The following is a 26,985-nucleotide window of genomic DNA, read 5'->3' on the forward strand; positions in this document are numbered from 1 at the left end:
GAATTACGAAAGCAGTTGCAAACTGCTTAATCCACAAGCATTTCGGCTTTTCTTAGTGCCATTCCTTTCATACCCAAAGAGAAATTTATTATGCATCGCACTCCAAACCGCAGACAAATTCAAGCCAAATTTAGCACCATGCCTCCTCAACGTTCTCAAGCAACAGCTTACTTAAATGCTTACAAAATGATGTTAGAGAAGGAGCGTTTAGAGGAGGAACTAGAAAAACTCGAAGCACGCCGACATCAGATTCAGCAGCGTCTTGCTATTTTAAACAGTCAAACAATTGCTGAAGAGAACACGACCCATCAGCAAGCAAATACTAACTTGGAGGACAATACACCAAAATTCAAAACCTTAACATTGGAATACTAAGCCTCTAATAGGGAATAGGGAACAGGTGAAGAGTTATTTTTATACTTGGCGATGAAACTTGTTTTATTGGAACTGCCTTCTGCCTCCTACCTTGTTTTCCAACTATAATTGACACTCCCAGGCACTAGAATCATGTCGTTTGCAACGCCTACTAGATAAATATTTTACGTTGTTATCATTTTCTACAAGGTTGTTAATTCACGATATTCCTCTATCATTTCCTCAACAATCACTCTGACTGAACTCTGTTTTACTTTTGACTTCACAAACACCATCTATTGGTCATTAAACCTCTTCTTTTATTAGTTATAAAAGAAGAGGTTTAACGTATTATTTATTTATCGAAAGTTTATTTTTAAGTATATTCACCATTATCTAACCAGATTTTGCCTAGATATGATGTTGCTAATAGTGCAATGATACTTAAACTAATAAGTCAAGTTTAAAAGCTAAAGTCTGGTATCAAAAAAGTCTTAGCTATAAATCAGCTAGATGTAGGGCTGCTCATTGCAAGCTCTATTATTTGGCTGGGCTAAATTAATTGAGACTATATTGAACACGCTACCTATGACCCTTTGCTCCAAAAAATGCGTTTTGAAGAGCTTATGGATTTTGCTCGTGATTTACATGATTTTATGAGAGATCATGCAAAGCTCACTGAAAGTGAAAAGCCTTTAATTGTTAGCGGAACATTGATCGCTTTACGTAATAAAGCTTTTACTATGAGCTATCACGTGTATTCACCCGAAGATTTGCAAAAGGAGTGGATGAGGGTAATTAAAGAAGAAATTCAAAAGTCTGAAATTCCTAGAGCCAAGAAAGATAATATGTCACAGCCATATTCTAGTATTGCTGTACATCCAGAGCTTGGAAGAGCTACGAAGACTTACCCAAAGGGCGTACTTTATGAATTAATTAAACGTCTGAATGAAAAGGTTTTTCCTTTTATAAGTATTTATCAAGATTTTGATATTGTTGGCCAATTTTATGGTGAGTTTCTAAAATACACGGGAGGAGATAAAAAATCACTTGGAATCGTTCTTACTCCTCGGCATGTTACAGAACTGTTCGCACTATTGGCCAATGTCAATAAAAATAGTAAAGTTCTTGATATATGTGCAGGTACAGGCGGTTTTCTCATATCTGCTATGCACAAGATGATGAAAGATACCTCAACAGAGGAAGAGCGAGACAACATTAAAAAATATGGCTTAATCGGTGTTGAGCAACAGCCTAATATGTTTGCTCTTGCTGCTTCCAATATGATATTACGAGGCGATGGTAAGGCCAATCTATATCAAGGCTCATGCTTTGATATTGCCATAACTAAAGCAGTTAAGGCTCATAAGTGTGATGTAGGTATGCTTAATCCTCCCTTTTCGCAAGGAGATGCGGACTTCCACGAGCTTTATTTTGCCAAACATATACTCGATTGTTTAGAAAAGGGAGCTACAGGTATTGTAATTACTCCGATGTCTTGCGCTATTTCTCCTCACCCAGCAAGAGTTGAACTATTAAAAAATCATACACTTGAAGCAGTGATGTCCATGCCTGATGAATTATTCTATCCAGTAGGCATAATTACTTGTATTATGGTTTTTACTGCCAAGATTCCACATATAACCAGCAATAAAAAGACTTGGTTTGGTTATTGGAAAGAAGATGGTTTTGTAAAAACAAAACATCGTGGGCGCATTGACTTATATGAACGTTGGGAATCTATTCAGAACAGATGGATAGAAATGTTCCGCAATCGCGAAATTTATTCTGGTGAGAGTGTTATGCAAAAGGTAACACCTGATGATGAATGGTGTGCTGAGGCTTACATGGAAACTGATTATTCTAATTTAACAAAGGATAATTTTGTTGATGAAGTTAAGAAATACATTTCCTTTAAATTGTGGATAAATTCTGAACAACACAAGGAAAATGTTGCTTTTGGTGAGTGGAAATACTTTTGCATCGGTGAATTTTTTGAAGTTAAGAAAGGAAGAAGACTTACAAAAGCAAATATGACTAATGGTAATACTCCATTTATTGGAGCGATTGATAAGAATAACGGTGTTTCAGCATATATTGGGCAACAACCAATTTTTAAAGGAAATACAATAACAGTCAATTACGATGGAAATGGTGTAGCTGAAGCATATTATCAACCTGTTCCATACTGGGCATTAGATAGTGTAAATGTTTTATACCCAAAGTTTAATCTTACTCCTGCTATAGCAATATTTTTGATCTCAATTATTCGTCAAGAGAAATTTCGATTTAATTATGGAAGAAAATGGCATATGCAAAGAATGAAAGAATCAATGATTAAGTTACCTGCCAAAATTAATAATGAACCTGATTGGGAATATATGGAAAACTATATTAAATTATTACCACTTGGCAATGAGATATAGGACTCCTATTTGATTTTTTGAAAGACCAAGCCACCTAGAAGCTTGGTTTATAAGGGCTTTGCTCTCAGTATACTTAGCAGGAATCAAGTATGAATCTATAATGACTCTGACTTTTTCCGTTAAGTCGTGAAACAACGAAATAGCAAGGGTTTCAGCCCACATATATTCTCAATAACTTAGGATTAATGATAACAAATCAAGAGAGAATAGGGCTTTTAGCTAGGGGTATAGTAAGTGGCGGCTTTCATCCCTTAGTCTAAAGCACGAAACTCGCAACTACGTTGCTGTTTCTCAAGGGTTTTCAGCCTGCCTTCCTTATAAATCACACAAGCCAGGAAAGACTCACTACTCTTGTGTCCGATCGCATTCCTCCTCTTCTGCTTCCAGAATCGCTAATAAAAGGGCTTCTTCCTGAATTTCAAACTCTTCTTCAGGAATTTCTCCCATATCAAAAGCAAGTTGGAGTGCAAGAAGTTGCTTGCTGAGATTTTCTTTATCATCAATTTCAGTACTCGCGTGTTCTAAAATTTTTTCCCCAAGCCACGTTACCCCCATTAATGGACCAGTAATCGGTAATAGTAAGAAGCGCAGAACCATATTGCTTTAAACTTATGTGGACTTATCAAAGGTATCTTCTTAAGACCGTAATCATGCTGATGACATAAATATTAAACATTACTAGTCTTGTGTTGATGCCAAAATGCGTTGGATTTGAGTCCAGTTAAGGCTGATTGACATCTGTATTTTATGTTTGCAATGTAAAAAAAATACTTTTGCATAACATTCCTATTTTAGGAGGTACTTAGAGTTTGACAACAGTATTAAATGCATCTCCCCAGCGATTTGTCAATACACCTGCTGTTCAACGCGTCGCTCAACGTGCTTTGCGCTATCTACAGTCAGGTTTTTCAATACATTTACGTGGTGCAGCCGGAGTCGGAAAAACTACTCTGGCAATGCATCTCGCTGATTTGCTCAACCAGCCGATCATCCTCTTATTTGGAGATGATGAGTTTAAAACCTCAGACTTGATTGGTAATCAATTAGGTTATACCCGTAAAAAGGTTGTTGATAATTATATCCACAGCGTTGTTAAAGTTGAGGATGAACTCCGACAACATTGGGTTGATGCACGATTAACCTTAGCTTGTAAAGAAGGATTTACGCTGGTTTACGATGAATTCAATCGATCACACCCGGAGGTAAATAACGTTTTACTCTCCGTACTTGAGGAGAGGTTGTTGGTATTACCAACAAACCAACATCGAGCCGAGTATATCCGGGTTCATCCTCAGTTTCGGGCAATCTTAACATCAAATCCTCAAGAGTATTGTGGAGTTCATGCAACTCAGGATGCTTTGATGGATCGTGTTATTACCATCGATATGCCTACACCTGATGAACTGAGTCAGCAGGAAATTGTAGTTCATAAAACAGGTATAGATTCCGAGAAAGCAGAAGTAATTGTCCGCTTAGTACGGACGTTTTGGAGTCGATCTGGCTCTGGACAGGGCGGTGGATTGCGTTCCTGTCTGATGATTGCCAAAATCTGCCACGAACACGAAATTTCTGTAAACCCTGGAGATCCTAGCTTCCAAGATATTTGTGCCGATATCCTGCTTTCTCGCACGAATCAACCTCTCATAGAATCAACTCGGCTACTGGAAGAGGTTTTGAGTGAATTGTATCATCGTATAAATACTCAACTTCAGTCGTCAGATATAATACCAAACAACCAAAATCAGATTGTATTGGAACAGCGAGTACCTTACGAGCATGAAGTCTACGACTACCTATGTAATTCTCCAGGAAGGCGGTTCTCTGAATTGGCAGTAGAGTTAGGGATCGATCGCAGTCAAATTGTCGCTGCACTTAAGTCTCTCAGAGAGCAGGGAGTATTAGTCCAAATGCAGGGCAATGCCGAGTCGCCGAACATCTCACAGACAGTTCCTTTTGATTCTGGCCATTTAATAAAAAAATGAGTACTAATACTAATCGGGGAGCTATCACCACATCAACTCAAGGTTCTACCTTGGCAGATATTCTAGAACGGGTTCTGGATAAAGGCATTGTGATAGCAGGAGATATTTCTATTTCCGTAGGCTCCACAGAACTGCTCAACATCCGAATTCGTTTGTTGATTTCTTCTGTTGATAAAGCCAAAGAGATTGGAATTAACTGGTGGGAGAGCGACCCCTATCTTAATAGTCAAACTCGCACCTTATTAGCAACTAATCAACAACTTCAAGAGCGTCTTGCCAGTCTAGAAACAGAACTGCGATCGCTCAAAGCACTCAATCCTATTAATCATCAGAATGCAGGCGATTAACAAATCAAAAGGTTCCGATTCTGGTTTAGCACCATTGTTACTGACGGTTGTTGAGCTGTTACGCCAACTCATGGAAGCTCAGGTGATTCGGCGAATGGATGCTGGCACCCTCAACGACCATGAGCTAGATCGGGCTGCCGAAAGCCTTCAACAGCTTGAACAACAGGTTGTTAAACTTTGCGAGATATTTGATGTTGACCCAGCCGATCTAAATATTAACTTGGGTGAAATAGGAACTTTACTTCCCCAATCTGGAGGATACTATCCCGGTGAAATCTCTAGTCAACCCTCTATTCTAGAACTCCTCGATCGCCTATTAAATACGGGTGTTGTGGTTGAAGGTGATTTGGACTTAGGACTGGCTCAGTTAAGCTTAGTTCATGCCAAGTTAAGACTAGTACTCACTTCTAAACCCCTATAACTTTTTTATCTACATTCTTCTTGGTAAGACATTTTTATGAGTTATGGCTTTTACATTTATGGAATTTTGACCTTACCTGCTCCACAAAATTTAAATTTAGAGGGCTTAGATCGGCAACCCGTACAAATTAAAATTTTGGATAATTTTGCAGTAATCTACTCGGAAGCACAGCAAGAGCGTTATTTGGCCAGCCGTCGTAACCTGCTAAGTCATGAAAAAGTCCTTGAGGAGATCATGCAAGGAGGCGATCGCTATTTACTGCCCGTGCAATTCGGACTTTTGGTTTCCAGTTGGGAAAAGGTTTCACAGCAATTAATTCGTCCTCATCAAGAAGAATTGACGCAATTGCTTGCGAAGTTATCGGGTTGCCGAGAAGTTAGTGTCAAAGTTTTTTGGGATATCGAGGCAGAAATTCAGGGACTATTGGCAGAAAACCCAAATCTCAAAACCGAAAGGGATAAGCTAGTGGGTCAACCCCTAAGTATGGAGCGGGTAATCCAAATAGGGCAAACCATCGAACAGGGAATGAGCGATCGCAAGCAAGGGATCATAGATGTATTTAAAAGCACGCTCAACTCCATTGCGATCGAGGTGGTAGAAAATACTCCCCAAATGGACACAATGATCTACAATTCAGCCTACCTAATTCCTTGGGAAGCAGAATCACAATTTAGCGAACACGTTGAAGCACTCGATCGTCAATTTGAAAACCGTTTGCGAATTCGTTACAACAATTTCACTGCCCCGTATAACTTTGCTCGTCTTCGATTAAGTACAACGGCGTAAATATTTGTAGTTGGGATGATGCAGGAGGGAAGAGGATTTTAGTCTAGTTTATCTTCTTTGCCAAATCATAGTTTTTTTAACGCAAAGGTACGCAGAGGTTAGCGCAAAGGTACGCAGAGATTTTCTCAAGTTAATTCGCTATGTTCAAAAATATTTAGGGGCATTTCATAGAGAATTGGTATGAATAGCAATAAAAATTGAAACTGTTGAATTTTTTAGAAATTAAATTTTTCTCTGCCTTTTATTTAAGTAAAATCAATGGACGACATATTTAAAGGATTTGAACAGCTATTAGAAATTGCCAAAGCTTTAGAAGAAAAAGTAGAGAAAGGGGAGTTAAAAACTTCTATTCAAATTCGATCTCATAATCTCAGTAGTATTCCCCGGCAAGGCAATATTCCGAGAACAAGTAGTTCCAGCCGAGTCAGATCCAATTCCACCGATGCAGCGACACCAATGGATGATGCTGATGTCACCCCCCCATCAGCTCGGACGAACTCAAAAACTTCTTGGCAAGGTATCGGCGGCTTGGCTGATGTTCTCAAAGAAATCAGAGAGTTAGTTGAAATTCCACTTAAACGCCCAGATTTATTGGTGAAATTAGGGTTAGAGCCTCCGCGTGGGGTTTTGCTAGTTGGCCCGCCCGGTACGGGAAAAACTTTAACAGCCCGTGTTTTGGCAGAAGAGTTAGAGTTAAACTACATTGCCATCAATGGCCCAGAGGTGATGAGCAAGTATTATGGGGAAGCAGAAGCTCGTTTACGAAGCATTTTTGAGAAAGCAACTCGTTCTGCTCCATGCCTAATATTTATTGACGAAATTGACAGCCTTGCCCCAGATCGCAGCCAAGTGGAAGGTGAAGTTGAAAAAAGACTAGTGGCGCAGTTGCTTGGCTTAATGGATGGGTTTGCCAAAACTGAGGGCGTACTCGTACTAGCAGCAACAAATCGTCCCGATTATCTCGATCCGGCGCTTCGTCGTCCGGGACGCTTCGATCGCGAAGTTCAGTTTCGAGTTCCCGATCGCAATGGACGATTGGAAATTCTCACGATTTTGACAAGTGCCATGCCCTTGGAGACTGCGATTGATTTAAGAGCGATCGCCGATTTGGCTGTCGGTTTTGTTGGTGCGGATATCAAAGCTCTTTGCCAAAAAGCAGCCTACATTGCCCTTCGTCGTCAAGTCCCCTCGCTCAACAGTCCCGTTCCTGAGAACATGACTCTTATGCAGCAAGATTTTCTCGAAGCAATTAAGGAGATAAAACCCTCAGTTCTCAGGGATGTAGCAATTGAAGTACCGAGTGTAAGTTGGGATGACATTGGTGGCTTGGATGATGTTAAACAAAAACTTCAAGAATCTGTGGAAGGCGCACTCCTTTATCCCGAACTATACGAGCAAACCAAAGCCAAGCCTCCCCGTGGGATTCTATTATGGGGGCCGCCGGGAACGGGAAAAACATTACTTGCAAAAGCGATCGCTTCCCAGGCTAGAGCCAACTTTATTGCTGTGAATGGCCCGGAATTACTCAGTCGATGGGTAGGAGCCGCAGAACAAGCAGTCAGAGAACTTTTTCGCAAAGCTCGGCAAGCAGCGCCTTGCGTTGTGTTTATAGATGAAATTGATACCCTGGCACCAGTACGAGGACGATTCACTGGTGATTCTGGAGTTAGCGATCGCGTTGTCGGTCAACTGCTCACCGAATTAGACGGGTTGCATGAATGCCCTAAAGTACTGTTAGTAGGAGCAACCAATCGTCCAGAAGCGATCGATCCTGCCTTGCTCAGAGCCGGAAGATTGGACTTACAAATAAAAATCGATCTACCAGATCGAGCCAGCCGATTAGCGATTTTAGGAGTTCACAATCTAGATCGTCCCCTGGTTGATGTCGATTTAGAAACCTGGGCGACAGTTACCGAGGGTTGGAATGGGGCAGATTTGGCTTTATTGAGCAATCAAGCTGCTTTAAGCGCAATTCGTCGATACCGCGCCCAAGGATTGACTGACTCCAGCTTGATTCAGATTACAAATGATGATTTCCAAGTTACATACCAAATGCTTGCTAATCAGCACTATGAGGGCTTATAGATCCCCGACTTCTTTAAGAAGTCGGGGATCTAAACACCCGCACTTGAAAAAACGCAGAACCTCAATATTTATACTGACTTAATGTACTTAATAAGTATCCCAAATTTATGTCAATATACGCCTATGCTCTTCTAGTACCGATCGCATCACCGCTTATTCTGCCTTTAGGGATGGAAAGGAATATTGAACTCGTTTACTCTTCTGGTTTAGGTGCGATCGTAGAGCCAGAAATCTCACTGGAGGCAATACAGGCAACGGATGAGCGTTTACTTCAAGCTGTATTAAACCACGATCGCGTGATTCGAGAACTTTTTCAACAAACTCCCCTTCTTCCCCTACGCTTTGGGAGGGGTTTTACCTCGCAAGAAAAACTGCTGAATCATCTAGAAAAGCACCAAGAGCAATATCTAGAAGCCCTAACTCAGCTAGCAGACAAAGTTGAGTACACCTTAAAAATGACACCCTGTGATTTACTGGACGATTCTGAAACTATTGATGCTAAGGGAAAAGCCTATTTATTAGCGAAAAAACAACGCTACCAAACACAGCAAGCATTTCAAGCACAACAATGCGAACAGTGGGAACTCTTGAGCCAGTTAATTCTCAAAACATATACAAATGTTATCTGTGAAACTCGACAGTCAGATGTGCGGCAAATCCACTTTTTGGCACAGCGCAACGATTCAACGCTCAGTACGCAGCAGTTTTCCCTCTGGCAGGTACAATCCTCACACTGGCAATTAGCACTGAGCGAACCTCTGCCACCCTATCATTTTCTAGAAAATACTCTCACATAAATTCATAAAAAATAATATTTAAAACTTTCCCAGAAAAATAAAGATGAGATAATTTTTTCTTTATTTTTTTAATTTCTTATATTTATCTTATATTTTTGGGAACACTAAACTCAGGAAGAATAAAACACATTGTGTAAGTTTTACCTACTGCTCAATCAGAGCAAGATGAAATAAATAATTAGAGTTGTGAGAGGAAAAGAAAATGGCTGTTGAAAAAGTTAACTCATCTTCAAGTCTGGCTGAAGTTATTGACCGCATTTTGGACAAAGGAATTGTAATTGATGCTTGGGTACGTGTTTCTTTAGTTGGTATTGAACTGCTATCAATAGAAGCTCGGATTGTGATTGCTTCAGTTGAAACTTACTTAAGATATGCCGAGGCAGTTGGTTTAACATCTCAGGCTGCTGTTCCATCTGCTGCTTAACACCACATTGGAAAAAGCGAGTCTTCATGGCTTCTAAGCTGATGCGCGTTTAAAGTATATAAACACTCTTGATAGTCGTTGACTGATGACTGTTGACAGGTTTTCGGTTAACAGTCATTAGTCATCAGGTCAATGTACAAATTAAATGCGTAACAGTTTATTTAATATAGGACTCATATTTGATTTTTGAACAAAACTCAGTACACCTTGATTCTTTTTTCTCAGTAAAGAGTCCCTTACCTCTACGAGTGATTCAGAAATCAAATCGGATTGGTATATTTCTAGTTAACAAAATAGGAGATTTCAGCTAATGGCTCTCAAGGATTTATGGGAACAAGAGCGAGCGCACCGATTGCAAATAACTGCTGAACGCCGTCAAAAAGTTATCCATTGGAAACAGCAAACTCAACAAGAATTTCAGCTGCAAGCAGATGTGCTTCATCAAGAATTGAGCAGTTTTGTTACCAGTCTTGACAACAACAGAAAGTTACAACAGCAGCAATTTCAGCAAGAGATTGTCGAGCGGCAATTGGAAATATTGCAAATAAAAACAGATGTCTCGCAACGCCAGCAAGAATACCGCCAACAGCGGGCAGCAAAGGCTCAGGCATTATTCCAAAACTTGCAAAATTTCCGGGAAATCTTACATAACAGTGTTTGGGGCGATTACAGTCCCGAACAACCAGTTTCCCCGATTCCTGCTAAAGAAGAGAAATCAGTTGCAACAGTTCCAAAATGGTCAATTTCCCGTTCTGCAATTAAAGCTAATGGTTTCCGTCCTTCCGCCAATACCATGACTAAGAAAGTGCCTGCCTTGAATGCGGATACTGTTAAATCTAAAGTGCAGCAATACATTCAGCAAGCTGAAGGAGCTACTCTGATAGAAATTGAAGAAGTGATAGGCTTAAGCCGGGTGCAAACGATAGATATTCTGCGCTCCTTGATCAAGCAAGGGCTACTAGAACAACGCGATCGCCAATACTTTATTCGGCAACAAGCAATTTCTGGACAAACTTAATTCAAGCTCATTTTTTGTATTTGCAGACTAGCGGTTAGGCGAGCGCTTATGTCTATCGCCTTAAGCAGCATACAAAATCGATAAGCATTAAAGCTGGTCTATGTTTTGTAGTATTCAACATTTCCATCTTTTTCAGGTCTGTATTGACAAGCAATTTGCTCAGTAGATGTAATATGGCAAAAAGTTAACCTATTAATAATTAGAAAAAGAGCTTAAATCTTTGTTCAAGTTTCCGGCTTTTAACTTTAAAAATATCCAGATTGGAAAGGGATATAACAAGCTGGGATAGCTCAATCAAGGTCTTGAACTGGGCTATTGGCAATCGCACCATAAAGTTAGTAAGCTGGATTGTTTGAGCAATTCTAATGTAAATGCAAAACTCAAGATATATAAGGAGGTGCGATCCATTGTGAATCAATTGATCGAGCAACTTCAAACTAAATTATTTACAGGCAGGCTGAATCTTGAAGCAAGAGATGGGCCGACTTGGACGCTATATTTTCGCTTAGGACGATTAATTTGGCAGGCTGGCGGTTCTAATGCCGATGAGCGATGGCGACGACACTTGTTGCGGTACTGTTCTAATCTGGATGTGACACAGCTGGAGTGGCTTGTCTCTCCCCAGGAAAATTATCGTGAGTATTCCATTCTTGCTAAGTTGCGAGAACAAAAATTAATCGAACAGCAACAACTTGTTAGCCTGATTACAAGCTCAATAGCTGAAGTCCTATTTGATATAATGCAGTACATTGAAGCCAAAAGAAATGGCGACAATCCAGCAGGGCAGTTGTCACATAGTACCGTTGTTGGTGAAGTTCCTGGGGTTCTCTTAGCTGTAATACCAACAGAGGAAGTTTTGAAACAGGCTACACAAGCCTGGCAACAATGGCGAGATGCAGGACTGGCAACCTACTCGCCTAATTTATTTCCGATCATTCAACAAATTGAGCTACTCCAAGGACAAGCATCTTCTAAACAGATTATTGCTCTAGTTGATGGAACAAAAACTTTACGAGGTCTAGGGCAAAAAAGCGGTCGGGATGTCTTAGCTTTGACTCGGTTATTGATGACATTGGTAAAAACAGGGGCGATCGCTTTTTCACCCACCCCAAGGCTCAGGCAGGTTGGGATTAGTAAAGAAACTGGCAAGCCGTCCAGTGCAGCTAATAATTCCAATTCTTCACTAAAGACAGAAGAGGACACTGTTATACAAGTTGCACCCAATTTGAAGAAAGTTGCTCCCCCAGCGACTAGTAAAGAAATTGTCAGCCCGTATAGTGCAGTTAATAATTTCAATTCTTCACTGAAAAAAGAAGAGAACACTGTTATACAAGTTGCCCCCCCAGCAGCTAGGAAAGCAATTATTGATGTCTCAAGACCTTTAGTAGCCTGTGTGGATGATAGTCCGACGATCTGTCGCAGTTTGGAGGAAATTCTCACCCATCAAGGTTATCGCTTTGTTGGCATTCAAGATTCCTTGATAGCAATTTTACAGCTAATCAAAACCAAGCCCGACTTTATTTTTTTGGATCTTTTGATGCCAAAAGTAAATGGCTATGAAATTTGTTCTCAAATCCGTAAAACTCCAGGTCTCAAAAATGTGCCGGTTGTGATCTTAACAGGGAAAGATGGAATAGTAGATCGAATGCGAGCAAAATTAGTAGGGGCAACTGACTTTTTAGGTAAACCTGTGGAAGCAGAGAAAGTACTCAATGTGCTTCACAAGTATTTAAGCGTTTAGGTTAAAGCGGTAGTCATGACAGTGGCTCCCCTACATCCATTTTCAAAACAGATTTTGGATTGTAAATTGCTTTCTATATCTGGCTTGGTGTTAATTCATTTGTCGTAATAATTTGTCAAATTCTAAATTAAATAGTTAGAAAAAAATGAAAAAAGTTCTTTTAGTTGAAGATAGCCTCACAGAATCCGAAAAGATGACACGTTACCTAGAGCAAGGAGGATATTCAGTTTATGAAGTTCGCAGTGGTGAAGAGGCTCAACTCAGGTTGAAACAACAAAAACCTGACTTGATCTTACTGGATTTGATTTTGCCAGGTCAAAGTGGATTTGAGTTCTGCCGTAAGTTGAAAGCCGATCCAACAACAAAAGGAATCCCGGTAGTGATTTGCTCAACTAAAAATACAGATGTTGATAAAACTTGGGGCACTATGAGTGGTGCCGATGGCTATTTAGTCAAACCTGTAGATGAAAATACCTTGCTCCAGACTGTTAATAAATTTATTCGCTAAAGGAAACTAGGGCAATGGTACAGGGCAATGATAGCTTTAGAGAGCTACCCATAAATAGCCAATTTCGACTTGAAAACTCTCCTCAAGGAAACAACCAGAGGTTTTTAAGATTTCCGTTGAATGGAAAGGTAAATGGGTTACTCCCATTAGCTGATTTACGGGGAGTAATTCAGGTTGCGCTGACCGAGATTTTGCCAGTACCACAAGTAGCAGAATTCTTGTTAGGCATAATGAATTGGCGGGGAGAAGCGATCTGGATTCTTGATTTAGCAGGTTTGTTGGGAGCAACACACTGGTGTCGGCGGGAAAGTGTGCGTAACTCTGGCATGGCGATGCTTGTTCAAGTCCAGAATCAAACCGTCGGGCTGTTGGTGGAGCAAGTCAATACCATTGAAGTTCACGCTCCCCAAGAGCGGTTAGAGATTTCGACATCGATGTTACCTGCACGACTAGGCTCATTCTTACAGGGTTACTTTGTGGATTCTCAAGGTAGCCCTTTGATGTTACTTGACACCCAGGTTGTGATTCAAGCCCTTCAGCCTCTTTAAAGTTCAGAGCTTCCTACCGAAGAAAGGCAGGAGGCAGTGTTTCGACTACGCTCAACAACCAGGTAGAAGGGAGCTATGCTTTGTATCTCGTGCTACGCGTCTCAATACAATTCTTTTTTTAAACTGTAGCTCAGACCCAGCCAGAAAAGACAGTTTTTATTAATACTTCTTTCCTTCTGCCCTCTGCCTTTCTTAGTAATTAGCCTCCGCTTTGCATTCTACTTAATTAACTCCGACAACCTTCATAGCAAGAAAGATCATGGTAGCGCAACACAATCTTAGATCCAGCCAACCTCACTCAAATCCCAGCAACGGTTATAAGGAAACCGATAACGGGCATACCGTTGATGTACCAACAAAACAGCAAATCACCTCCGCTCTAGAAGAATTACGAACTGAACTGGATCAAGCTGATTGGGTGGAAACAGGGCCATTACGAGAGAGAATCCGCAAGTTAAAAGAACTGCTAAGTGTGTTGCCATATCAAGACGGAGGAGATGGATTAGAGGTAGAGCAAGTACAGGCGATCGCTAGCAAAATCCGCCAATTTTCCGATTTAGATACCTTGCTGGCTACTGCTGTCATAGAGGTACAAAGCGCACTGCAAGCCGATCGCGTGGTGCTATATGAGTTTACAAATCCGACGCTGGGGATAGTTGCTGCGGAGGCGATGAGGGATGGCTTTACGCCAATGCTGAAGGAAAAACTGCCCGCCGTTACTTTTGGGTTAGGTTCTGCCAAGGTTTATCAACAAGAAAAATTAGTCGCGATCGCGGATACCTACACTGCTGGCTTGTCCCCTTACCAAAAGCAGCTTGTGGATCGGTTTCAGGTAAGAGCTTGTGTGAGTTTGCCGATCTTAGTAAAAGATGAGGTTTGGGGTTTGTTGGTAGTGCAGCAATGCACTGCTGCCCGCCAGTGGCAAAATGCTGAAATTCAGTTACTAAAATTAATCGAGCAGGAATTAGAAGCGCAACTGCAAGTTGCCGTGATTCAGGCTGCGTTGCAACAAGAAGTAGAAAAAGACCAAATCCTAGTCGGTGTAGCGAATAAAATTCTCCAGTCCAAAGATTTGGATACCACCTTTCGCGTTGCTACTCAAGAAGTAAGACAGTCACTCAAATGCGATCGCGTGGCAATTTATCGTTTCCAGCCAGATTGGAGTGGAGAATTTGTGGCTGAATCTGCTGGATCTGAGTGGGTTTCTCTATTAGAAGAACAGCGAAACAACCCAGCAATTGTCAATAACGTTAACTATTGCAGTGTTAGGAATCTTGCAGACGAAGGGGGATTGGCTGGGACAACAGGGCGATCGCCCAGTGCAGATAGCTACATTCAGCACACCCAAGGCAAAAATTTCCATCGCGGACAGATTTATCGAGTCACTAATGATATCTACAGTGCTGGTTTTTCTGACTGCTATATCAAAATTTTAGAAACCTATCAAGCCAAAGGGTACATTATTGTTGCTATCTTCCAAGGAGAAAAGTTGTGGGGCTTGCTCGCTGCTTATCAAAATTCTCAGCCTCGTCAGTGGAAAGATAGTGAAGTTCGCTTAATGGTGCAGGTTGCAACTCTGTCTAGTATTGCTATTCAACAGGTGCAATATCAGCAACAACTTTATCACCGCTCAGAGGAGTCAGCCAAACTTGTTGAACGAGAACGTACTGTTTTCGGCATCATTGAAAAGATTGGGCAAGCAACGGAGCTTCGCAACCTTTTTCGCATTACAACCCAAGAATTGCGGCGATTTTTAAAATGCGATCGCGTTGTCGTTTATCAATTTCATCCAGACTGGAGTGGAGAAATTATCGCTGAATCTGTGGCTGCTGGTTGGGCGTCACTGTTGGACATGCAGGAACAAGATAGCATTTTAAAAACAGGTCTGATATCTTCAGAACGTTGCAATATTAAAGATTATGGCTCCCCTGTTAAACCTGATGGCGATACCTATCTGAAGGAAACACAGGGTGGAGTGTACACCAAAGGAACACGCTTCCGTAAAGTCAACGATATTTATGCTGCTGGTTTTTCACCTTGCTATTTAGAATCATTAGAGAAGTTCCAAGCCAAAGCATACATCATTGTTCCCATCTTCCGCGCTGGTAATCTTTGGGGTTTGTTAGCAGCCTATCAGAATTCTGATGTGCGGAAATGGACTGAAGAAGAGATCGGTGCTTTGTTGCAGATCGGCGAACCGTTGAGCATTGCCCTCCAGCAAGCTGAATATATCGAACAGCTACGGTTAAAAAATTTAGAAATGACACAAGTAGCTGAAGTAGAACACGCCATCGCCCGAATGACGGATAGAATGCTTCATTCCCAACACCCAGAAACAATTTACCGCACTACCTTGGCAGAATTGCGGCAGTTGTTCAAATGCGATCGCCTAGCAATATATCGCTTCAACTCTGACTGGAGTGGTGAATTTATGGCTGAATCTGTAGGAACTGACTGGGTGCCTTTGGTTGGCCCCGATATCAAGACTGTGTGGGAAGACGAACACTTACAGCAAACCCAAGGCGGACGCTATCGCAACAATGAAACTTTTGCCGTCAATGACATCTATACTGTTGGTCATGCCCAGTGCCACATCGACCTGTTAGAGCAGTTTCAGGCTAAAGCCTACACCATCGCCCCTATTTTTGCTGGAAACAAACTTTGGGGTTTATTAGGAGCTTACCAAAATAGCGGCCCGCGCCAGTGGAATTCCGAGGAGGTGCGATTAGTGACCAAATTGGGCATTCAGTTGGGGTTAAGCGTGCAGCAAGCCGAGTACGTCGGAGAACTGAAAACGAAGAATGCAGAGTTGGCGCGGGCAGCAGAAGAGGAACAAGTGCTGACAGGGATGGTGGAAAAAATTCGCCAAGCTCAAGAGGCAGATACAATTTTCCTGAATGTGCTGCCAAGTTTACGCAAACAACTACAGTGCGATCGCCTAGCAGTATTTCGCTTTCATCCCGACTGGAGTGTGGAGTTTGTTGCCGAAGCCGTAAAAGATCAATGGCTGTCTTTAGCTGGTTCCGACATCAAAACGATTTGGATGGACGATCACTTACAAGAAACTCAGGGCGGACGCTATCGCAATCATGAAACCTTTGTTGTCAATGATATCTACACTGTTGGTCACGTTCAGTGCTACCTAGAGATATTAGAAAAAATCCAGGCCAAAGCTTACGCGATCGCTCCGATCTTTACTGGAAGCAAACTCTGGGGCTTTTTAGGAGCATACCAAAATACTGGGCCTCGGCAGTGGAAATCCAAGGATGTGCAAATGTTGCGAAAACTAGCTGTGCAAATGGGTATAGGCTTGCAACAGATTGAGTATATCGAACAACTTAAGAAGAAGAATGCAGAGTTAGCCAGAACCGCAGAAGGGGAACGAGCATTAACACGGCTGTCAGAAAAAATTCGCCAAGTTCAAGAGCTAGATACGATTTTCCGCAATGCTCTACCAGAATTGCGATCGCATTTGGAATGCGATCGTCTAGCCGTGTATCGCTTCAATCCAGATTGGGGTGGCGAGTTTGTTGCCGAATCCGTCAGTCGTGAATGGGTGGCTTTGGTTGGCCCCGATATCAGGACTATATGGGAAGACGAACACCTACAACAAACCCAAGGTGGACGCTATCGCAACAACGAGACGTTTGTCATTAATGACGTTTACACTGCTGGTCATGCCCAGTGCCACTTGAAAATTCTAGAGCAATTCCAGATTAGAGCCTATATCATCACCCCGATTATTGCCGGAAACAAGCTCTGGGGTTTGTTAGGAGCTTACCAAAATAGCGGCCCGCGGCAATGGCAAGATAATGAGGTCAACTTGGTAACGAAAATCGGCACGCAGTTTGGGGTTGCCGTCCAGCAATCGCAATACTTACAACAAACCTTAACCAAGAATGAGGAACTGATCAAACTGGCAGAACGGGAAGTAGCAAACGCCCGATTTTCTTATCGCCTGCCAAGTCGGTTAACAGAGATGGCGCAAAGTCATAGTAATGTTCTGGAATTTGTCCAGTTTGCCACCCACGAACTTCGTCAACTGCTGAAAGTAGATCGAGTTGGAGTTTATCGTTTTGAGCCTGATTGGTCTGGAGAATTTGTAGTTGAGTCTGTGACCGGGGATTGGCCTAAGCTTGTGGGAACTAGCCTCGCCAGAGTTAGAGATACCTATCTCCAGTACAACCAAGGAGGGCGTTATGTCCGCAAAGAAAGTTTGCGGGTTGACAATATATATACTGTCGGTCATGACGAATGTCACGTCCAATTGTTAGAGATGTGGGGAACTAAAGCCTACATGATTTCTCCGATTTTTCAAGAAAATCGGCTCTGGGGGCTGATGGGAGTTTATCAAAATAGCGCACCGCGCCAGTGGGAGCAATCCGAGGAGGATGTTCTCAACCAAGCCAGTGTCCAGATTGGGATTGCCCTCAATCTTGCAGATTACCTAACACAGGTGCGTATTCAAGAGCAGCAACTAGCAGAAGCAGCAGAGCGCGAACGCACCGCCCGCGAAAAACTCCAACAAGGAGCTATACGCGTTCTCATAGCTTTGGAACCATCCTTCAGAGGCGATCTTACCGTTCGAGCGCCCCTATCTGAAGATGAAATTGGGACGATCGCCGATGGTTACAACACTACGATCCAAAGTTTGCGAGATTTAGTGCGACAAGTGCAGATTGCTGCTGGCAAGGTGAGTGAAAATTCCAGCAATAACACTACCTCAGTAGTGAAACTATCTGACCAAGCTCAACAGCAGGCAGAACGGCTCGAACACGCTCTGGAACAATTACAAATAATGGTAACTTCCACCCAGATAGTTGCTGCTGATGCCCAAAGAGTAGGACAGGCGGTTCAAGAAGCTAATAAAACTGTCCAAGCTGGCGATTCTCTGATGGAAAGAACCGTAGATGGTATTTTGGAGATTCGGGAAACCGTCTCCGAAACAGCGAAGAAGATTAAACGCCTTGGTGAAGCTTCTCAGAAAATCTCGAAAGTAGTGAGTCTGATTGAAAACTTTGCCACTCAAACTAATTTGCTGGCACTCAATGCTGCAATCGAGGCTACCCGTGCCGGAGAGTATGGCAAAGGCTTTGCGGTGGTTGCAGATGAAGTTCGTTCCCTGGCTTATCAGTCCGCTAGTGCCACCACAGAAATTGAGCGACTCGTACAAGAAATTCAAGCTGGCACCAACGAAGTTACCGAAGCAATGGAAATAGGGATTAGTCAAGTTGTCCAAGGCTCGAACTTGATCGATGAGACTCGTCATTCCCTGAGTGCGATCGTGGCAGCCACCAACGAAATTGGTGGACTGGTGCAAGGAATTACTCAAGCAGTTTCCACTCAAAGTCAGCAATCTCAGATGTTGACAGAGGCGATGATGGATGTTTCGGCGATCGCCCGCAAGACTTCAGAAAGTGCCATCCACATTTCCGAGTCTTTTGAGGAACTACGGATGACTTCACAACAACTGGAAACCAGCGTTAGCCAGTTCAAAGTTGACTAATCTCGCAAAACTGTTATGAACACCGATCCCAGTAATCAAGAGCAGGCTTTTCTTGCTGAAGCGGCAGAGTTGTTGCAAACCATTGAGCAGAATTTGATCGGTCTACTTGATGAAAAAACAATAGAAAAAGTTCATGCTTTGATGCGAAGCGCCCATACTATCAAAGGGAGTGCTGCCAGTGTTGGGCAAGAAACTATTCAGACAATTGCCCATCATTTGGAAGATGTATTCCAAGCGTTATACGCTCCAGAACTGGAAATCGATCCAGAATTGGGTGCTTTGCTTCTAGATGCTTATGAGTGCCTGCGAACTCCATTGAGTGCAGCCTTGATGGGCTTATCCTGCAATGAGGCAGAAATACTCGATCGAACTGCCTCAATTTTTGCCCAACTCCAACATAAACTAGGCGACTTTTTTGGTCGTGAGGCTCCGCTTCCCAGTTCAGAAGAACTTGGCTTTGATGTCGTAGAGTCAATCTTTTCCGGGAGTGTACCTCAGGATTTGCAACAGATGGAAACTGACATTCAAAGCCAAGATCCGCAACAAATTCAAACAACACTCAACTCTCAAGCAGAATTTTTTGTCGAACTAGCAGCATCTTATGGCTTATCTGGATTGGAAGAAATTGCCCAGGCGACCCTAAACGCGCTCAAAGCACATCCAGACAAAGTATTGCAAATCGCTCAGGTGGCTTTAGAAAATTTTAAAGCAGCTCAAACAGCAGTACTTGCAGGCGATCGCACTCAAGGGGGAGAGATATCTCCACAATTGCGAGAATGGGCAGGACTAACTACTCCTGTCCCAGAACCGCAAGAGCAGCCAGTTGCGATCGCTGCCCAACCCACAGAAACGACTACAACTGAGAATAAGCCATCTCCCCTCCTCAGTGCCAGCGAAGCGGAATCAATTTGGTCGTTTTTCCCGAAGCGAACTGATAACTCCGTAGCGAAAGCACCGGAGGTACTGGCACCTATTTCTCATGATTCGGTAGTAGTCCCCTCTGCCATAGAGCGGATTTTACAGTCAATCTGGATCGGAGATCCAGAGACATCTTGCCGATACTCAGACTCAGATCGCCCAGCCTCTCCACCACCAGCGCCAAGCCTCCAGGCTCAGTCATCGGCATCACTTCCCAGTATCCGAGTAGCGATAGAACAACTCGATCGCCTCAGCCATACAATTGGGGAATTGCTAATCAGCGAAAACCAACAAAACCTGCAATCTAACCACATCCACAAAGCAGCTCAAGACACTCTACTACAGTTTTTGTACTGTCAACAACAACTTAGTAAAGTTTTTACTTGGTCGGATCGACATCTGCTGCTTCCCGAACGCAAGCAGCGACACATGCATGGCTCTCCACGAGTTATCTCTCCTACCGAGGCACAATCCAATTTTGATGCCTTAGAAATGGATAACTATAGCGAGTTGCATATTCTCCTGCAAAATCTTACAGAAGACATGGTGCAATTAGGAGAACGGATTGAGGCTGTTAATTCCTTAGTTCAACAATCTCGCTTCAGTCTCGGAAAGCGCAAGCAACTGCTTTCAGGAGCGCAGGAAGATTTGCTGCAAGCCAGAATGGTTCCACTGGGAACAGTGTTGAATCGATTACCCCGGCTGCTGCAACAGATGGTAGCAACTTATCATAAGCCTGTTGAACTCAAGCTTGGCGGTACGAAGGTACTGGTGGATAAAGCCATTTCTGAACAGCTATACGATCCCTTACTGCACATGATTCGCAATGCCTTCGATCACGGCATTGAACCGGTAGAAACCCGTCGCCAGCAGGGGAAACCAGAAACCGGAACAATTACAATTAAAGCCTATCATCAAGGCAACCGCACTACTATTGAGGTACGAGATGATGGTCGAGGCTTTAGCTGGGAAGCCATTCGTCAGCGAGCTATAGAAAAACACCTATTGACTCCCGAACAAGCCGCCTACGCCTCAGAAGACCAACTGGCAGATTTATTATTTGAACCAGGCTTTTCTACCGCCAAGCAGGTTGGTGAGTTATCTGGCCGTGGTATCGGCTTAGATGTGGTTCGCACTCAATTGCAAGCTTTACAAGGTTCGATTGTGGTGCGATCGCTTTCAGGGCAGGGAACCACCTTCATCCTACAATTGCCTCTGAGCTTGACAACGGCACGCTTACTCGTTTGTCAATCTCAAGGTATTACTTATGGCTTGCTGTCTGAAGGAGTTAGCCAGGTTTTATTACCGCAGCCAGAGCAGATTCAAGTCCAGCAATCTTTACACGGGCAAGGCAGCCAAAAATTCTGGCAGTGGGGAGAAGGGCAAAGTCTGCAACTCGTTCCCATCCGCCCGCTTGCCAATTTGCTGGATTACAAATATCCTTTATTCACCCAAGACCACAATTTAAACCTAAGTCCTTTTCCAGTCAAACAACGGAACACCGTCGAACCTCTGCTGCTGTTGGAAACAGAGCAGCAATACTTGTGTTTGCAAGTCGATCAGATTTTAGTCGAGCAGGAATTAGTAATTAAATCCCTCGGTAGAGTCCTAACTTTACCTAGTTACATCCAAGGCTACAGCGTGTTGGGAAATGGTAGTCTTACCCTAATCGTTGACCCGTTGGAGTTAGTTCGGCAAACTTGGGAGACAGATATGATGCCGACTTCTCCGGCATCAATTGCAACTAAACTATTGCCTGCGCCTGAGCCTGTTCTTACTCTAGAGGGGCAGCAATCCCAGCTAACTATAACGCAACCGCAGCAACAGCCGATGGAAGTCAATACAGCCGTTGCTCAACCTAATCGGCTGATGGTGTTAGTGGTGGAAGATTCGGTTGTACAAAGGCAAAGTTTGGTGCAGACACTCCAGAAAGCCGATTATCAAGTGTTGCAAGCAGGCGATGGTCGAGAGGCGATCGCGCAAATCCTGCAACACAGTGATGTTGATTTAGTGATTTGTGACATTGAAATGCCGCGTATGAATGGATTTGAGTTTTTAGAACACCGTCGCCAAGACGAGCGTTTGTCCCGGATTCCTGTGGTGATGCTGACTACCCGTAGCGGACAAAAGCACCGCCAATTAGCTTTAGCTCTAGGAGCAAAAGCTTACATGACCAAACCCTATTCAGAACAGAATTTCCTCGCCGCGATCGCTGAACTGGTTCATAGCCCTTAGCCCAATTCTCTAAAATAAGGCAACACATTCAAACCCCAAAAGCCATGCCATATCTAACTTTCTTAATTACGAATTACGAATTACGAATTACGAATTAGTATTTATGCTTAACACTCCCTTTCCGTTTAAGCGATTATCTGGCACTGTGAGCGATCGCGACTCCTTACGAGTCGTTGTTTTTGCGATCGCAGACTATTTATTTGCCCTGCCAGTTGGGGCAGTTCTCAAGGTGATGGCTTGTCCCCCGATTAGCAGTACGGTTGAAAGTGGTATCGGGATGGTTGATTTGGGAGCGCAAACCATCACAATTGTGGACTTGCGCCAGAAGTTCATTCAGCAAGTACAAGGACAACAGCCGCATCAAGTTCCCTCTGCGGTTGACACTTCAGGGCGCTTCTTACTTCTGACTCAAACCCGGACTGGGGAAATTTGTGGCATTCCTGTGGACAAGCCCCCTGCCTTAATCGATATTCCTTTAGAAGCAGTGCGTCCGGTGCCGTGGTCTTATCGGCAAGTGGCGGAGTTAAGCTGTGTGAGCCACATGGCTGTTTTGCCTGTAGCACCAAATGAAGAACCACTCAAAGTACTTCTTCTAGGCATGAGCCAGATATTGGCTGATAAGTTGGGGTTGCCCGGAACAACTCCAACCTTGGCTCCTGGGCTGACATCAGGCGAACAACGGCAAAGATTTCTCCGTTTTTCCTTGGGCGATCGAGGAAGTGGATTGCTACCATTCCACTCATTACAGGACATTATTCATCTCGCTAGCCAAGAAATTTCCCCAGCCCCGGCCTTACCAAGTTGGATTTTAGGTTTCTATAATTGGCAAGGACAGATGCTGCGGGTGGTTGACTTGGAACATTTGCTTGGTTATGCGCCGCTTTTGAAGCGGCAGTCACGACCAGAAAAGCCAATGGTTCTGGTTATCGAGCTGCAAAATCAGGTAATCGGGTTTTTGGTGGCTCATGTCTACGATGTAGAGTGGCAGGATTTACAGCAAGCACAATCGGCACCAACCGACTTTTCCCCAAACAAACTACTAAATTTTGTTCGAGGTATTCTGCCAGGCGATCGCTGGATTTTAGACACCAGAGCGATCGCCCAGACATTGCAATGGCAAACCCACTGATTTAACTTGATGCTGCCAAGGAGTTTTCTGTGACGATCGCAACTTTAGACCCTAATTCTGAAACCCAGCCTGTTGAAAATGAAATCCAGATAGAAGAAATTTTGGCTAATGTGGCTCTAATCAAAGCAGTCTTTCAATCTGCGAAGGGGCCAAAGGTCGCTCAATTGCAGCAGAAGGTGAGTCAAATCGAAGCTTTTATCCAAGCTTTGGCTAAGGATTCGCCCAGTGACAACGATCAAAATGTTCGAGGGGCTTTTCAACTCCAGCGGGAACAGCTTGCGGCCATCGATCGGCAAATGCAGCAGACAAAGGGTCAAGCTGAACTTTTGGAGGTTACAGTCACCGCCCTGCGAGATGTTCTCAACGCCGATCGCGTCCTGATTTATCGTTTTGAGGAAGATAATCGCAGTCGAGCGATCGCTGAAGCTATACAAGCGGGTTGGACATCCTTACTCAACCAATCCCTACCGATAAATTTGTTTGTTAATAAACCCGATGTTGGCGACGGACAAAACTCGCAGGGCAACCTAACTGAAGTATTAGAACTAACTCCCCGCCAACAGCAGTTTTGGCAACGCTTTCAGGTGCAAACTAGCCTCTGCTTGCCCTTGATTGTCAAACAACAGCCTTGGGGTTTTTTAGTTATTCATTATTGCCTCCAACCCCGACAATGGCAGGAAGCAGAGCGCAGTTTGCTACAACAAGTAGGAATGATGTTGACAATTAACTTGCGTTGGGCTGAAATAGTAGCTCCACCTGCTCAACAGCAAAAGGCTGAATCCGGCGATCGCTCTGAGTTACTAGTGCCATTTCAGCAGGTGAGCCAGGCTGTACAAGCAGGAGCAAGAATCGCCGAGCTTGCCTGCGAGCATTTAATGTCTATTCAAGATACTGTTGCTATTACCAATAAACAGCTGCAATACCTTGGTGAATTTTGCGAGCAAGCCTCTGGCTTTATTCGCCTTGTGGAAGGCTTGAGTACCAAGATTCAAGTTTTGTCCCTGAATACAGCCATTGAAGCCACAAAAGCTAGCGATCGCGAAAGAGGTTTGTTAGCTGCTGCCGAACAGGTAGAAATTCTCGCCCGTCAAGCCCGCGACAGCACCTTAAATATAGAGGAATGGTTCCAAGAACTCCAGGTGGCAGCAGCAGACGTTACTTCTGCTATCGAACCGTGCGATCACCAAATCAGTGCGGGGCTGGAGTCAATCGCCCAAATCCAAGAGCAATTTAGAGCGATCGCCGACATCGCTGCTTGTAGCCTCCAAACAATATCGAAGCCGTAGAATTGTCACAAACCCATAGAAACTGAGAGTTGCGTTCATGAGTACCGATTTTGTCCCCCAACCGCAGAACGACGATCGCTTTCTAGAAGAAGCGATCGATCTGTTACTGTTCTTGGAGCAGGAGTTGCCTAACTATACAAAAGACAGTAACCCTGGTACAGCTTTGGCTCTCATGGAAGCTGCTAGCTCTCTGCATTCGATTGCCATAGCAGCTGAGTTAGATGCCATTGCCATAGTTGCGGCTGCACTAGAAGAAATTTTTCAGCTTTTACATCAGTATCAGGCAACTGTCAACGCCCCCATCGCCTCCCTGTTGTCGGAAGGATTAGATTGCCTACAGATGCTATTGATGGCATTTTTAACGGCCTCGCAAGTTGACGAAGTAGAAATTCTGGAGCGGATGTCTGCCATTGTTGCTTGTTTACAAGGAGAGTTTGGCGATCGCCAACAAAGCGTTATCCCCCAGGAAACAAACCTTGAGACATCGGTAAAGCAAGCGCAGGAATATCAACCAGTTATTCAGTTTGGCGATCGCTTGCCCAAGGTAGAATCTTCTGCGGAGCAAGTTATCGTTAAAGACAAGGAAAGTCTTGACAGGGAACTAATAGATGAAACTACCCCCCAGTCTGGCAGCCTTGTTCGCTTAGATACCGAGCAGCTTCCCATCAATGTAGGGGAACTAGCAAACCCGAAGGAGTATGGAGAAGGAGATTTTCATGCTTGGTTGGGGGATTTTTCCCTGCCTACTGAAGTATCCCTAGTTAAATCTGTTCGCGATCGCCATCCACTCTCTTTGCAAGAATCCATTTCTACCATTGTTGCAACAAGTATTCCAACCGCCACACCCATCAATATTCAACATCTTGAACAACTAAACACGCTAGTTGCAACATTATTAACTACATATAATCAGCAAGCCTGTCAAGAAGAAGAACAGCAACATACCATCGGGCGGTTGCTCCGACAAGTTAAACGATTACAACACCTGCTCGATAACCTACAGGAATGGTCAGGACGTTTAGCAGCAATTTCAGATACCCTTTCTCCTCTAGCTGCTTCTCGCTCTCAGCAATTATACAGTACTCTGCAATCTGTTTTGGCTGAAGCGTCTCAGGTGGCATCAACTGTTCATTCACTTAATAACAATCATCATCAGCTCAAACAAGAACTGATACAGCAGGAAAAGTTACTTAACCGTTCTGCCGATTTAGTCAAAAAAGTTACAACTATTCCTTTAAAAGTAGCCTTAGAACCGTTGCATCGGCTTTGGCCTCAGTTACAAGCTCTACAAGATAAGTCTGCTAAACTACATTTACAAATTAGCGATATCCAAGTCGATCGGGCATTTAGCGATCGCCTCCGTACCCTCCTGTTGCATATAAGTTGCTATTTACTAGAGCAAAGTATTGAGTCTGGCCAAACACGCCAACAGCTAGGTAAAAATAGCAACGGTATTATTGAAATTGAAGTTTACCAGCAAGGAAATCAACTGATTATTGATGGCTGTGATGATGGCGCAGGAATTAACTTATCTCAAATCTATCAACAAGCTTCAGCCCAAGGACTCGCCCTTACAAAACCGGGGGATATTTTACAAGAACTGGTACTTGAACCAGAGGTTTCATCTGTTTTATACGATCGCGCTGCCTTAGAGTTAGGAGCAGAATTAACTGAAGTTTGCAAGCAATTAACAGCTATTCAGGGAAGAATAGTATTGAAGTCTAAAGCTGGACATGGTACAGCCTTCTCGCTTCAAATTCCCCTCGATCAAAAAATTGCTCAACTTATCGTCTGTCAAGCTAACTCCAGAGTCTATGCATTTATTGCCGATTCTGTAGAGCAGATTTGTCTATCCCAGTCTGAACAAATTATCCAAACTCAAGCGGGACGTATGTTATTTTTGCAGTCTTCTGGCACCAGTGGCTTCCTTGGTCGTGCTGATGAGGATCTAACAACAGAAATGCTCGTCCCTATCCACTTATTGACTGATGTGCTGACTTCTCATAACCAGCTTCCTACCTCAGTTACTACTTACAGCACAGACACACTAAATGCTTTCAAGCAGGATAAGCCTTTATTAGTATTTAGTTACTTAGACAAACGATGTGCTTTAGAAGTAGATTGCATCATCGGCAAGCAATCCACTGCGATCCATCCTCTGGGGGAAGCAATTCCAGTTGTTGCTTATATCCAAGGAACTAGCATTCTTGCCAATGGGCAACTTAGCCTGGTTTTGGATGGTCAGCTTCTCACAAAATCTCTAACTTAAACTCAATACCTGTGCTTTTACCCCCTAAATGACCAAATTGTGAATCATACCCTGACCAAAAATTAACGGCATTTCAAGGGTTATAGCCTAAACAGAACATAAAACTTTGCATAAAATGGGAGCAACGTGATTTTGTGAAGTCAGATGAAAAACGAGCGATCGCTAAAATACTCAAGATTATCGAGAGCGGTAAGAGTGCAAGTAA

The 26,985-nt window shown here is 43.3% G+C and carries 19 protein-coding genes; 18 read left to right on the top strand and 1 reads right to left on the bottom strand.

The window, feature by feature from the left end; genetic code table 11:
• Nucleotides 1–90 precede the first annotated feature (90 nt).
• Together HWQ39_RS26540 and HWQ39_RS26545 are read left to right on the top strand one after the other, a co-directional pair.
• A complete protein-coding gene (locus HWQ39_RS26540; RefSeq protein ID WP_292851866.1) occupies nt 91–375 on the top strand; it encodes a gas vesicle protein in 285 nt (94 codons plus the stop codon).
• Between the two features lie 605 nt (nt 376–980).
• Nucleotides 981–2,780, top strand: a complete 1,800-nt coding sequence (locus HWQ39_RS26545; RefSeq protein WP_292851869.1) for an N-6 DNA methylase — start codon at nt 981–983, stop codon at nt 2,778–2,780.
• A gap of 345 nt (nt 2,781–3,125) precedes the next feature.
• Here HWQ39_RS26545 and HWQ39_RS26550 read toward each other — a convergent pair whose 3' ends face one another.
• Nucleotides 3,126–3,377 carry a gas vesicle protein GvpG gene (locus tag HWQ39_RS26550; RefSeq protein ID WP_292851872.1) on the bottom strand — a complete coding sequence of 84 codons (252 nt, stop codon included), beginning with the start codon at nt 3,375–3,377 and terminating at the stop codon, nt 3,126–3,128.
• A gap of 212 nt (nt 3,378–3,589) precedes the next feature.
• On the opposite strand from HWQ39_RS26550, the gene gvpN reads away from it, so the two are divergent.
• From gvpN to HWQ39_RS26630, 16 genes are all read left to right on the top strand, one after another.
• A complete protein-coding gene (gvpN, locus tag HWQ39_RS26555; RefSeq protein WP_292851875.1) occupies nt 3,590–4,762 on the top strand; it encodes a gas vesicle protein GvpN in 1,173 nt (390 codons plus the stop codon).
• Nucleotides 4,759–5,109: a gas vesicle protein gene (locus HWQ39_RS26560; protein WP_096576415.1), complete on the top strand. Its 351-nt coding sequence runs from the start codon at nt 4,759–4,761 to the stop codon at nt 5,107–5,109. The genes gvpN and HWQ39_RS26560 overlap by 4 nt, the downstream gene beginning before the upstream one ends.
• Nucleotides 5,096–5,530, top strand: coding sequence for a gas vesicle protein K (locus HWQ39_RS26565; RefSeq protein ID WP_292851884.1), 435 nt, complete (start codon nt 5,096–5,098; stop codon nt 5,528–5,530). Before HWQ39_RS26560 ends, HWQ39_RS26565 begins: the two co-directional genes overlap by 14 nt.
• Nucleotides 5,531–5,566: 36 nt before the next feature.
• Entirely contained in the window at nt 5,567–6,316 is a 750-nt protein-coding gene (locus tag HWQ39_RS26570; RefSeq protein WP_292851887.1) for a GvpL/GvpF family gas vesicle protein, read from the top strand.
• A gap of 258 nt (nt 6,317–6,574) precedes the next feature.
• Nucleotides 6,575–8,401, top strand: a complete 1,827-nt coding sequence (locus HWQ39_RS26575; protein ID WP_292851890.1) for an AAA family ATPase — start codon at nt 6,575–6,577, stop codon at nt 8,399–8,401.
• A 107-nt stretch (nt 8,402–8,508) separates the two neighbouring features.
• Entirely contained in the window at nt 8,509–9,198 is a 690-nt protein-coding gene (locus HWQ39_RS26580) for a GvpL/GvpF family gas vesicle protein (protein WP_292851893.1), read from the top strand.
• Nucleotides 9,199–9,400: 202 nt separating this feature from the next.
• On the top strand, nt 9,401–9,622 hold the full coding sequence (gene gvpA / locus HWQ39_RS26585) for a gas vesicle structural protein GvpA (RefSeq protein WP_012408764.1): 222 nt from the start codon (nt 9,401–9,403) through the stop codon (nt 9,620–9,622).
• Nucleotides 9,623–9,932: 310 nt separating this feature from the next.
• Complete coding sequence (locus HWQ39_RS26590; protein WP_292851895.1) at nt 9,933–10,640, top strand: gas vesicle protein GvpC; 708 nt, start codon at nt 9,933–9,935, stop codon at nt 10,638–10,640.
• Between the two features lie 409 nt (nt 10,641–11,049).
• Nucleotides 11,050–12,381: a response regulator gene (locus HWQ39_RS26595; RefSeq protein WP_292851897.1), complete on the top strand. Its 1,332-nt coding sequence runs from the start codon at nt 11,050–11,052 to the stop codon at nt 12,379–12,381.
• A 145-nt stretch (nt 12,382–12,526) separates the two neighbouring features.
• Complete coding sequence (locus tag HWQ39_RS26600; RefSeq protein ID WP_094345744.1) at nt 12,527–12,889, top strand: response regulator; 363 nt, start codon at nt 12,527–12,529, stop codon at nt 12,887–12,889.
• A 14-nt stretch (nt 12,890–12,903) separates the two neighbouring features.
• Complete coding sequence (locus HWQ39_RS26605; protein WP_292851899.1) at nt 12,904–13,437, top strand: chemotaxis protein CheW; 534 nt, start codon at nt 12,904–12,906, stop codon at nt 13,435–13,437.
• Nucleotides 13,438–13,696: 259 nt separating this feature from the next.
• The gene (locus tag HWQ39_RS26610; protein WP_292851901.1) at nt 13,697–18,943 is read left to right on the top strand and encodes a GAF domain-containing protein; all 5,247 of its coding nucleotides are present in this window, start codon (nt 13,697–13,699) and stop codon (nt 18,941–18,943) included.
• A gap of 15 nt (nt 18,944–18,958) precedes the next feature.
• On the top strand, nt 18,959–22,096 hold the full coding sequence (locus HWQ39_RS26615) for a hybrid sensor histidine kinase/response regulator (RefSeq protein WP_292851904.1): 3,138 nt from the start codon (nt 18,959–18,961) through the stop codon (nt 22,094–22,096).
• A gap of 103 nt (nt 22,097–22,199) precedes the next feature.
• Nucleotides 22,200–23,225, top strand: a complete 1,026-nt coding sequence (locus HWQ39_RS26620; protein WP_292851907.1) for a chemotaxis protein CheW — start codon at nt 22,200–22,202, stop codon at nt 23,223–23,225.
• Nucleotides 23,226–23,254: 29 nt separating this feature from the next.
• Complete coding sequence (locus tag HWQ39_RS26625) at nt 23,255–24,511, top strand: GAF domain-containing protein (RefSeq protein WP_292851910.1); 1,257 nt, start codon at nt 23,255–23,257, stop codon at nt 24,509–24,511.
• Between the two features lie 37 nt (nt 24,512–24,548).
• The gene (locus HWQ39_RS26630; protein WP_292851913.1) at nt 24,549–26,780 is read left to right on the top strand and encodes a chemotaxis protein CheW; all 2,232 of its coding nucleotides are present in this window, start codon (nt 24,549–24,551) and stop codon (nt 26,778–26,780) included.
• Nucleotides 26,781–26,985: the final 205 nt, after the last annotated feature.

The organism is Nostoc sp. NMS8 (assembly GCF_017115045.1).
Taxonomy (GTDB): domain Bacteria; phylum Cyanobacteriota; class Cyanobacteriia; order Cyanobacteriales; family Nostocaceae; genus Nostoc.

Bases quoted from the DNA above. Each gene is read 5' to 3' on its own strand.
- HWQ39_RS26605 (WP_292851899.1), top strand. From the start codon at position 12,904: ATGGTACAGGGCAATGATAGCTTTAGAGAGCTACCCATAAATAGCCAA.
- HWQ39_RS26630 (WP_292851913.1), top strand. From the start codon at position 24,549: ATGAGTACCGATTTTGTCCCCCAACCGCAGAACGACGATCGCTTTCTA.
- HWQ39_RS26615 (WP_292851904.1), top strand. From the start codon at position 18,959: ATGAACACCGATCCCAGTAATCAAGAGCAGGCTTTTCTTGCTGAAGCG.
- HWQ39_RS26560 (WP_096576415.1), top strand. From the start codon at position 4,759: ATGAGTACTAATACTAATCGGGGAGCTATCACCACATCAACTCAAGGT.
- HWQ39_RS26610 (WP_292851901.1), top strand. From the start codon at position 13,697: ATGGTAGCGCAACACAATCTTAGATCCAGCCAACCTCACTCAAATCCC.
- HWQ39_RS26575 (WP_292851890.1), top strand. From the start codon at position 6,575: ATGGACGACATATTTAAAGGATTTGAACAGCTATTAGAAATTGCCAAA.
- HWQ39_RS26620 (WP_292851907.1), top strand. From the start codon at position 22,200: ATGCTTAACACTCCCTTTCCGTTTAAGCGATTATCTGGCACTGTGAGC.
- HWQ39_RS26570 (WP_292851887.1), top strand. From the start codon at position 5,567: ATGAGTTATGGCTTTTACATTTATGGAATTTTGACCTTACCTGCTCCA.
- HWQ39_RS26590 (WP_292851895.1), top strand. From the start codon at position 9,933: ATGGCTCTCAAGGATTTATGGGAACAAGAGCGAGCGCACCGATTGCAA.
- HWQ39_RS26600 (WP_094345744.1), top strand. From the start codon at position 12,527: ATGAAAAAAGTTCTTTTAGTTGAAGATAGCCTCACAGAATCCGAAAAG.
- HWQ39_RS26565 (WP_292851884.1), top strand. From the start codon at position 5,096: ATGCAGGCGATTAACAAATCAAAAGGTTCCGATTCTGGTTTAGCACCA.
- HWQ39_RS26550 (WP_292851872.1), bottom strand. From the start codon at position 3,377: ATGGTTCTGCGCTTCTTACTATTACCGATTACTGGTCCATTAATGGGG.
- HWQ39_RS26580 (WP_292851893.1), top strand. From the start codon at position 8,509: ATGTCAATATACGCCTATGCTCTTCTAGTACCGATCGCATCACCGCTT.
- HWQ39_RS26540 (WP_292851866.1), top strand. From the start codon at position 91: ATGCATCGCACTCCAAACCGCAGACAAATTCAAGCCAAATTTAGCACC.
- HWQ39_RS26545 (WP_292851869.1), top strand. From the start codon at position 981: ATGGATTTTGCTCGTGATTTACATGATTTTATGAGAGATCATGCAAAG.
- gvpA (WP_012408764.1), top strand. From the start codon at position 9,401: ATGGCTGTTGAAAAAGTTAACTCATCTTCAAGTCTGGCTGAAGTTATT.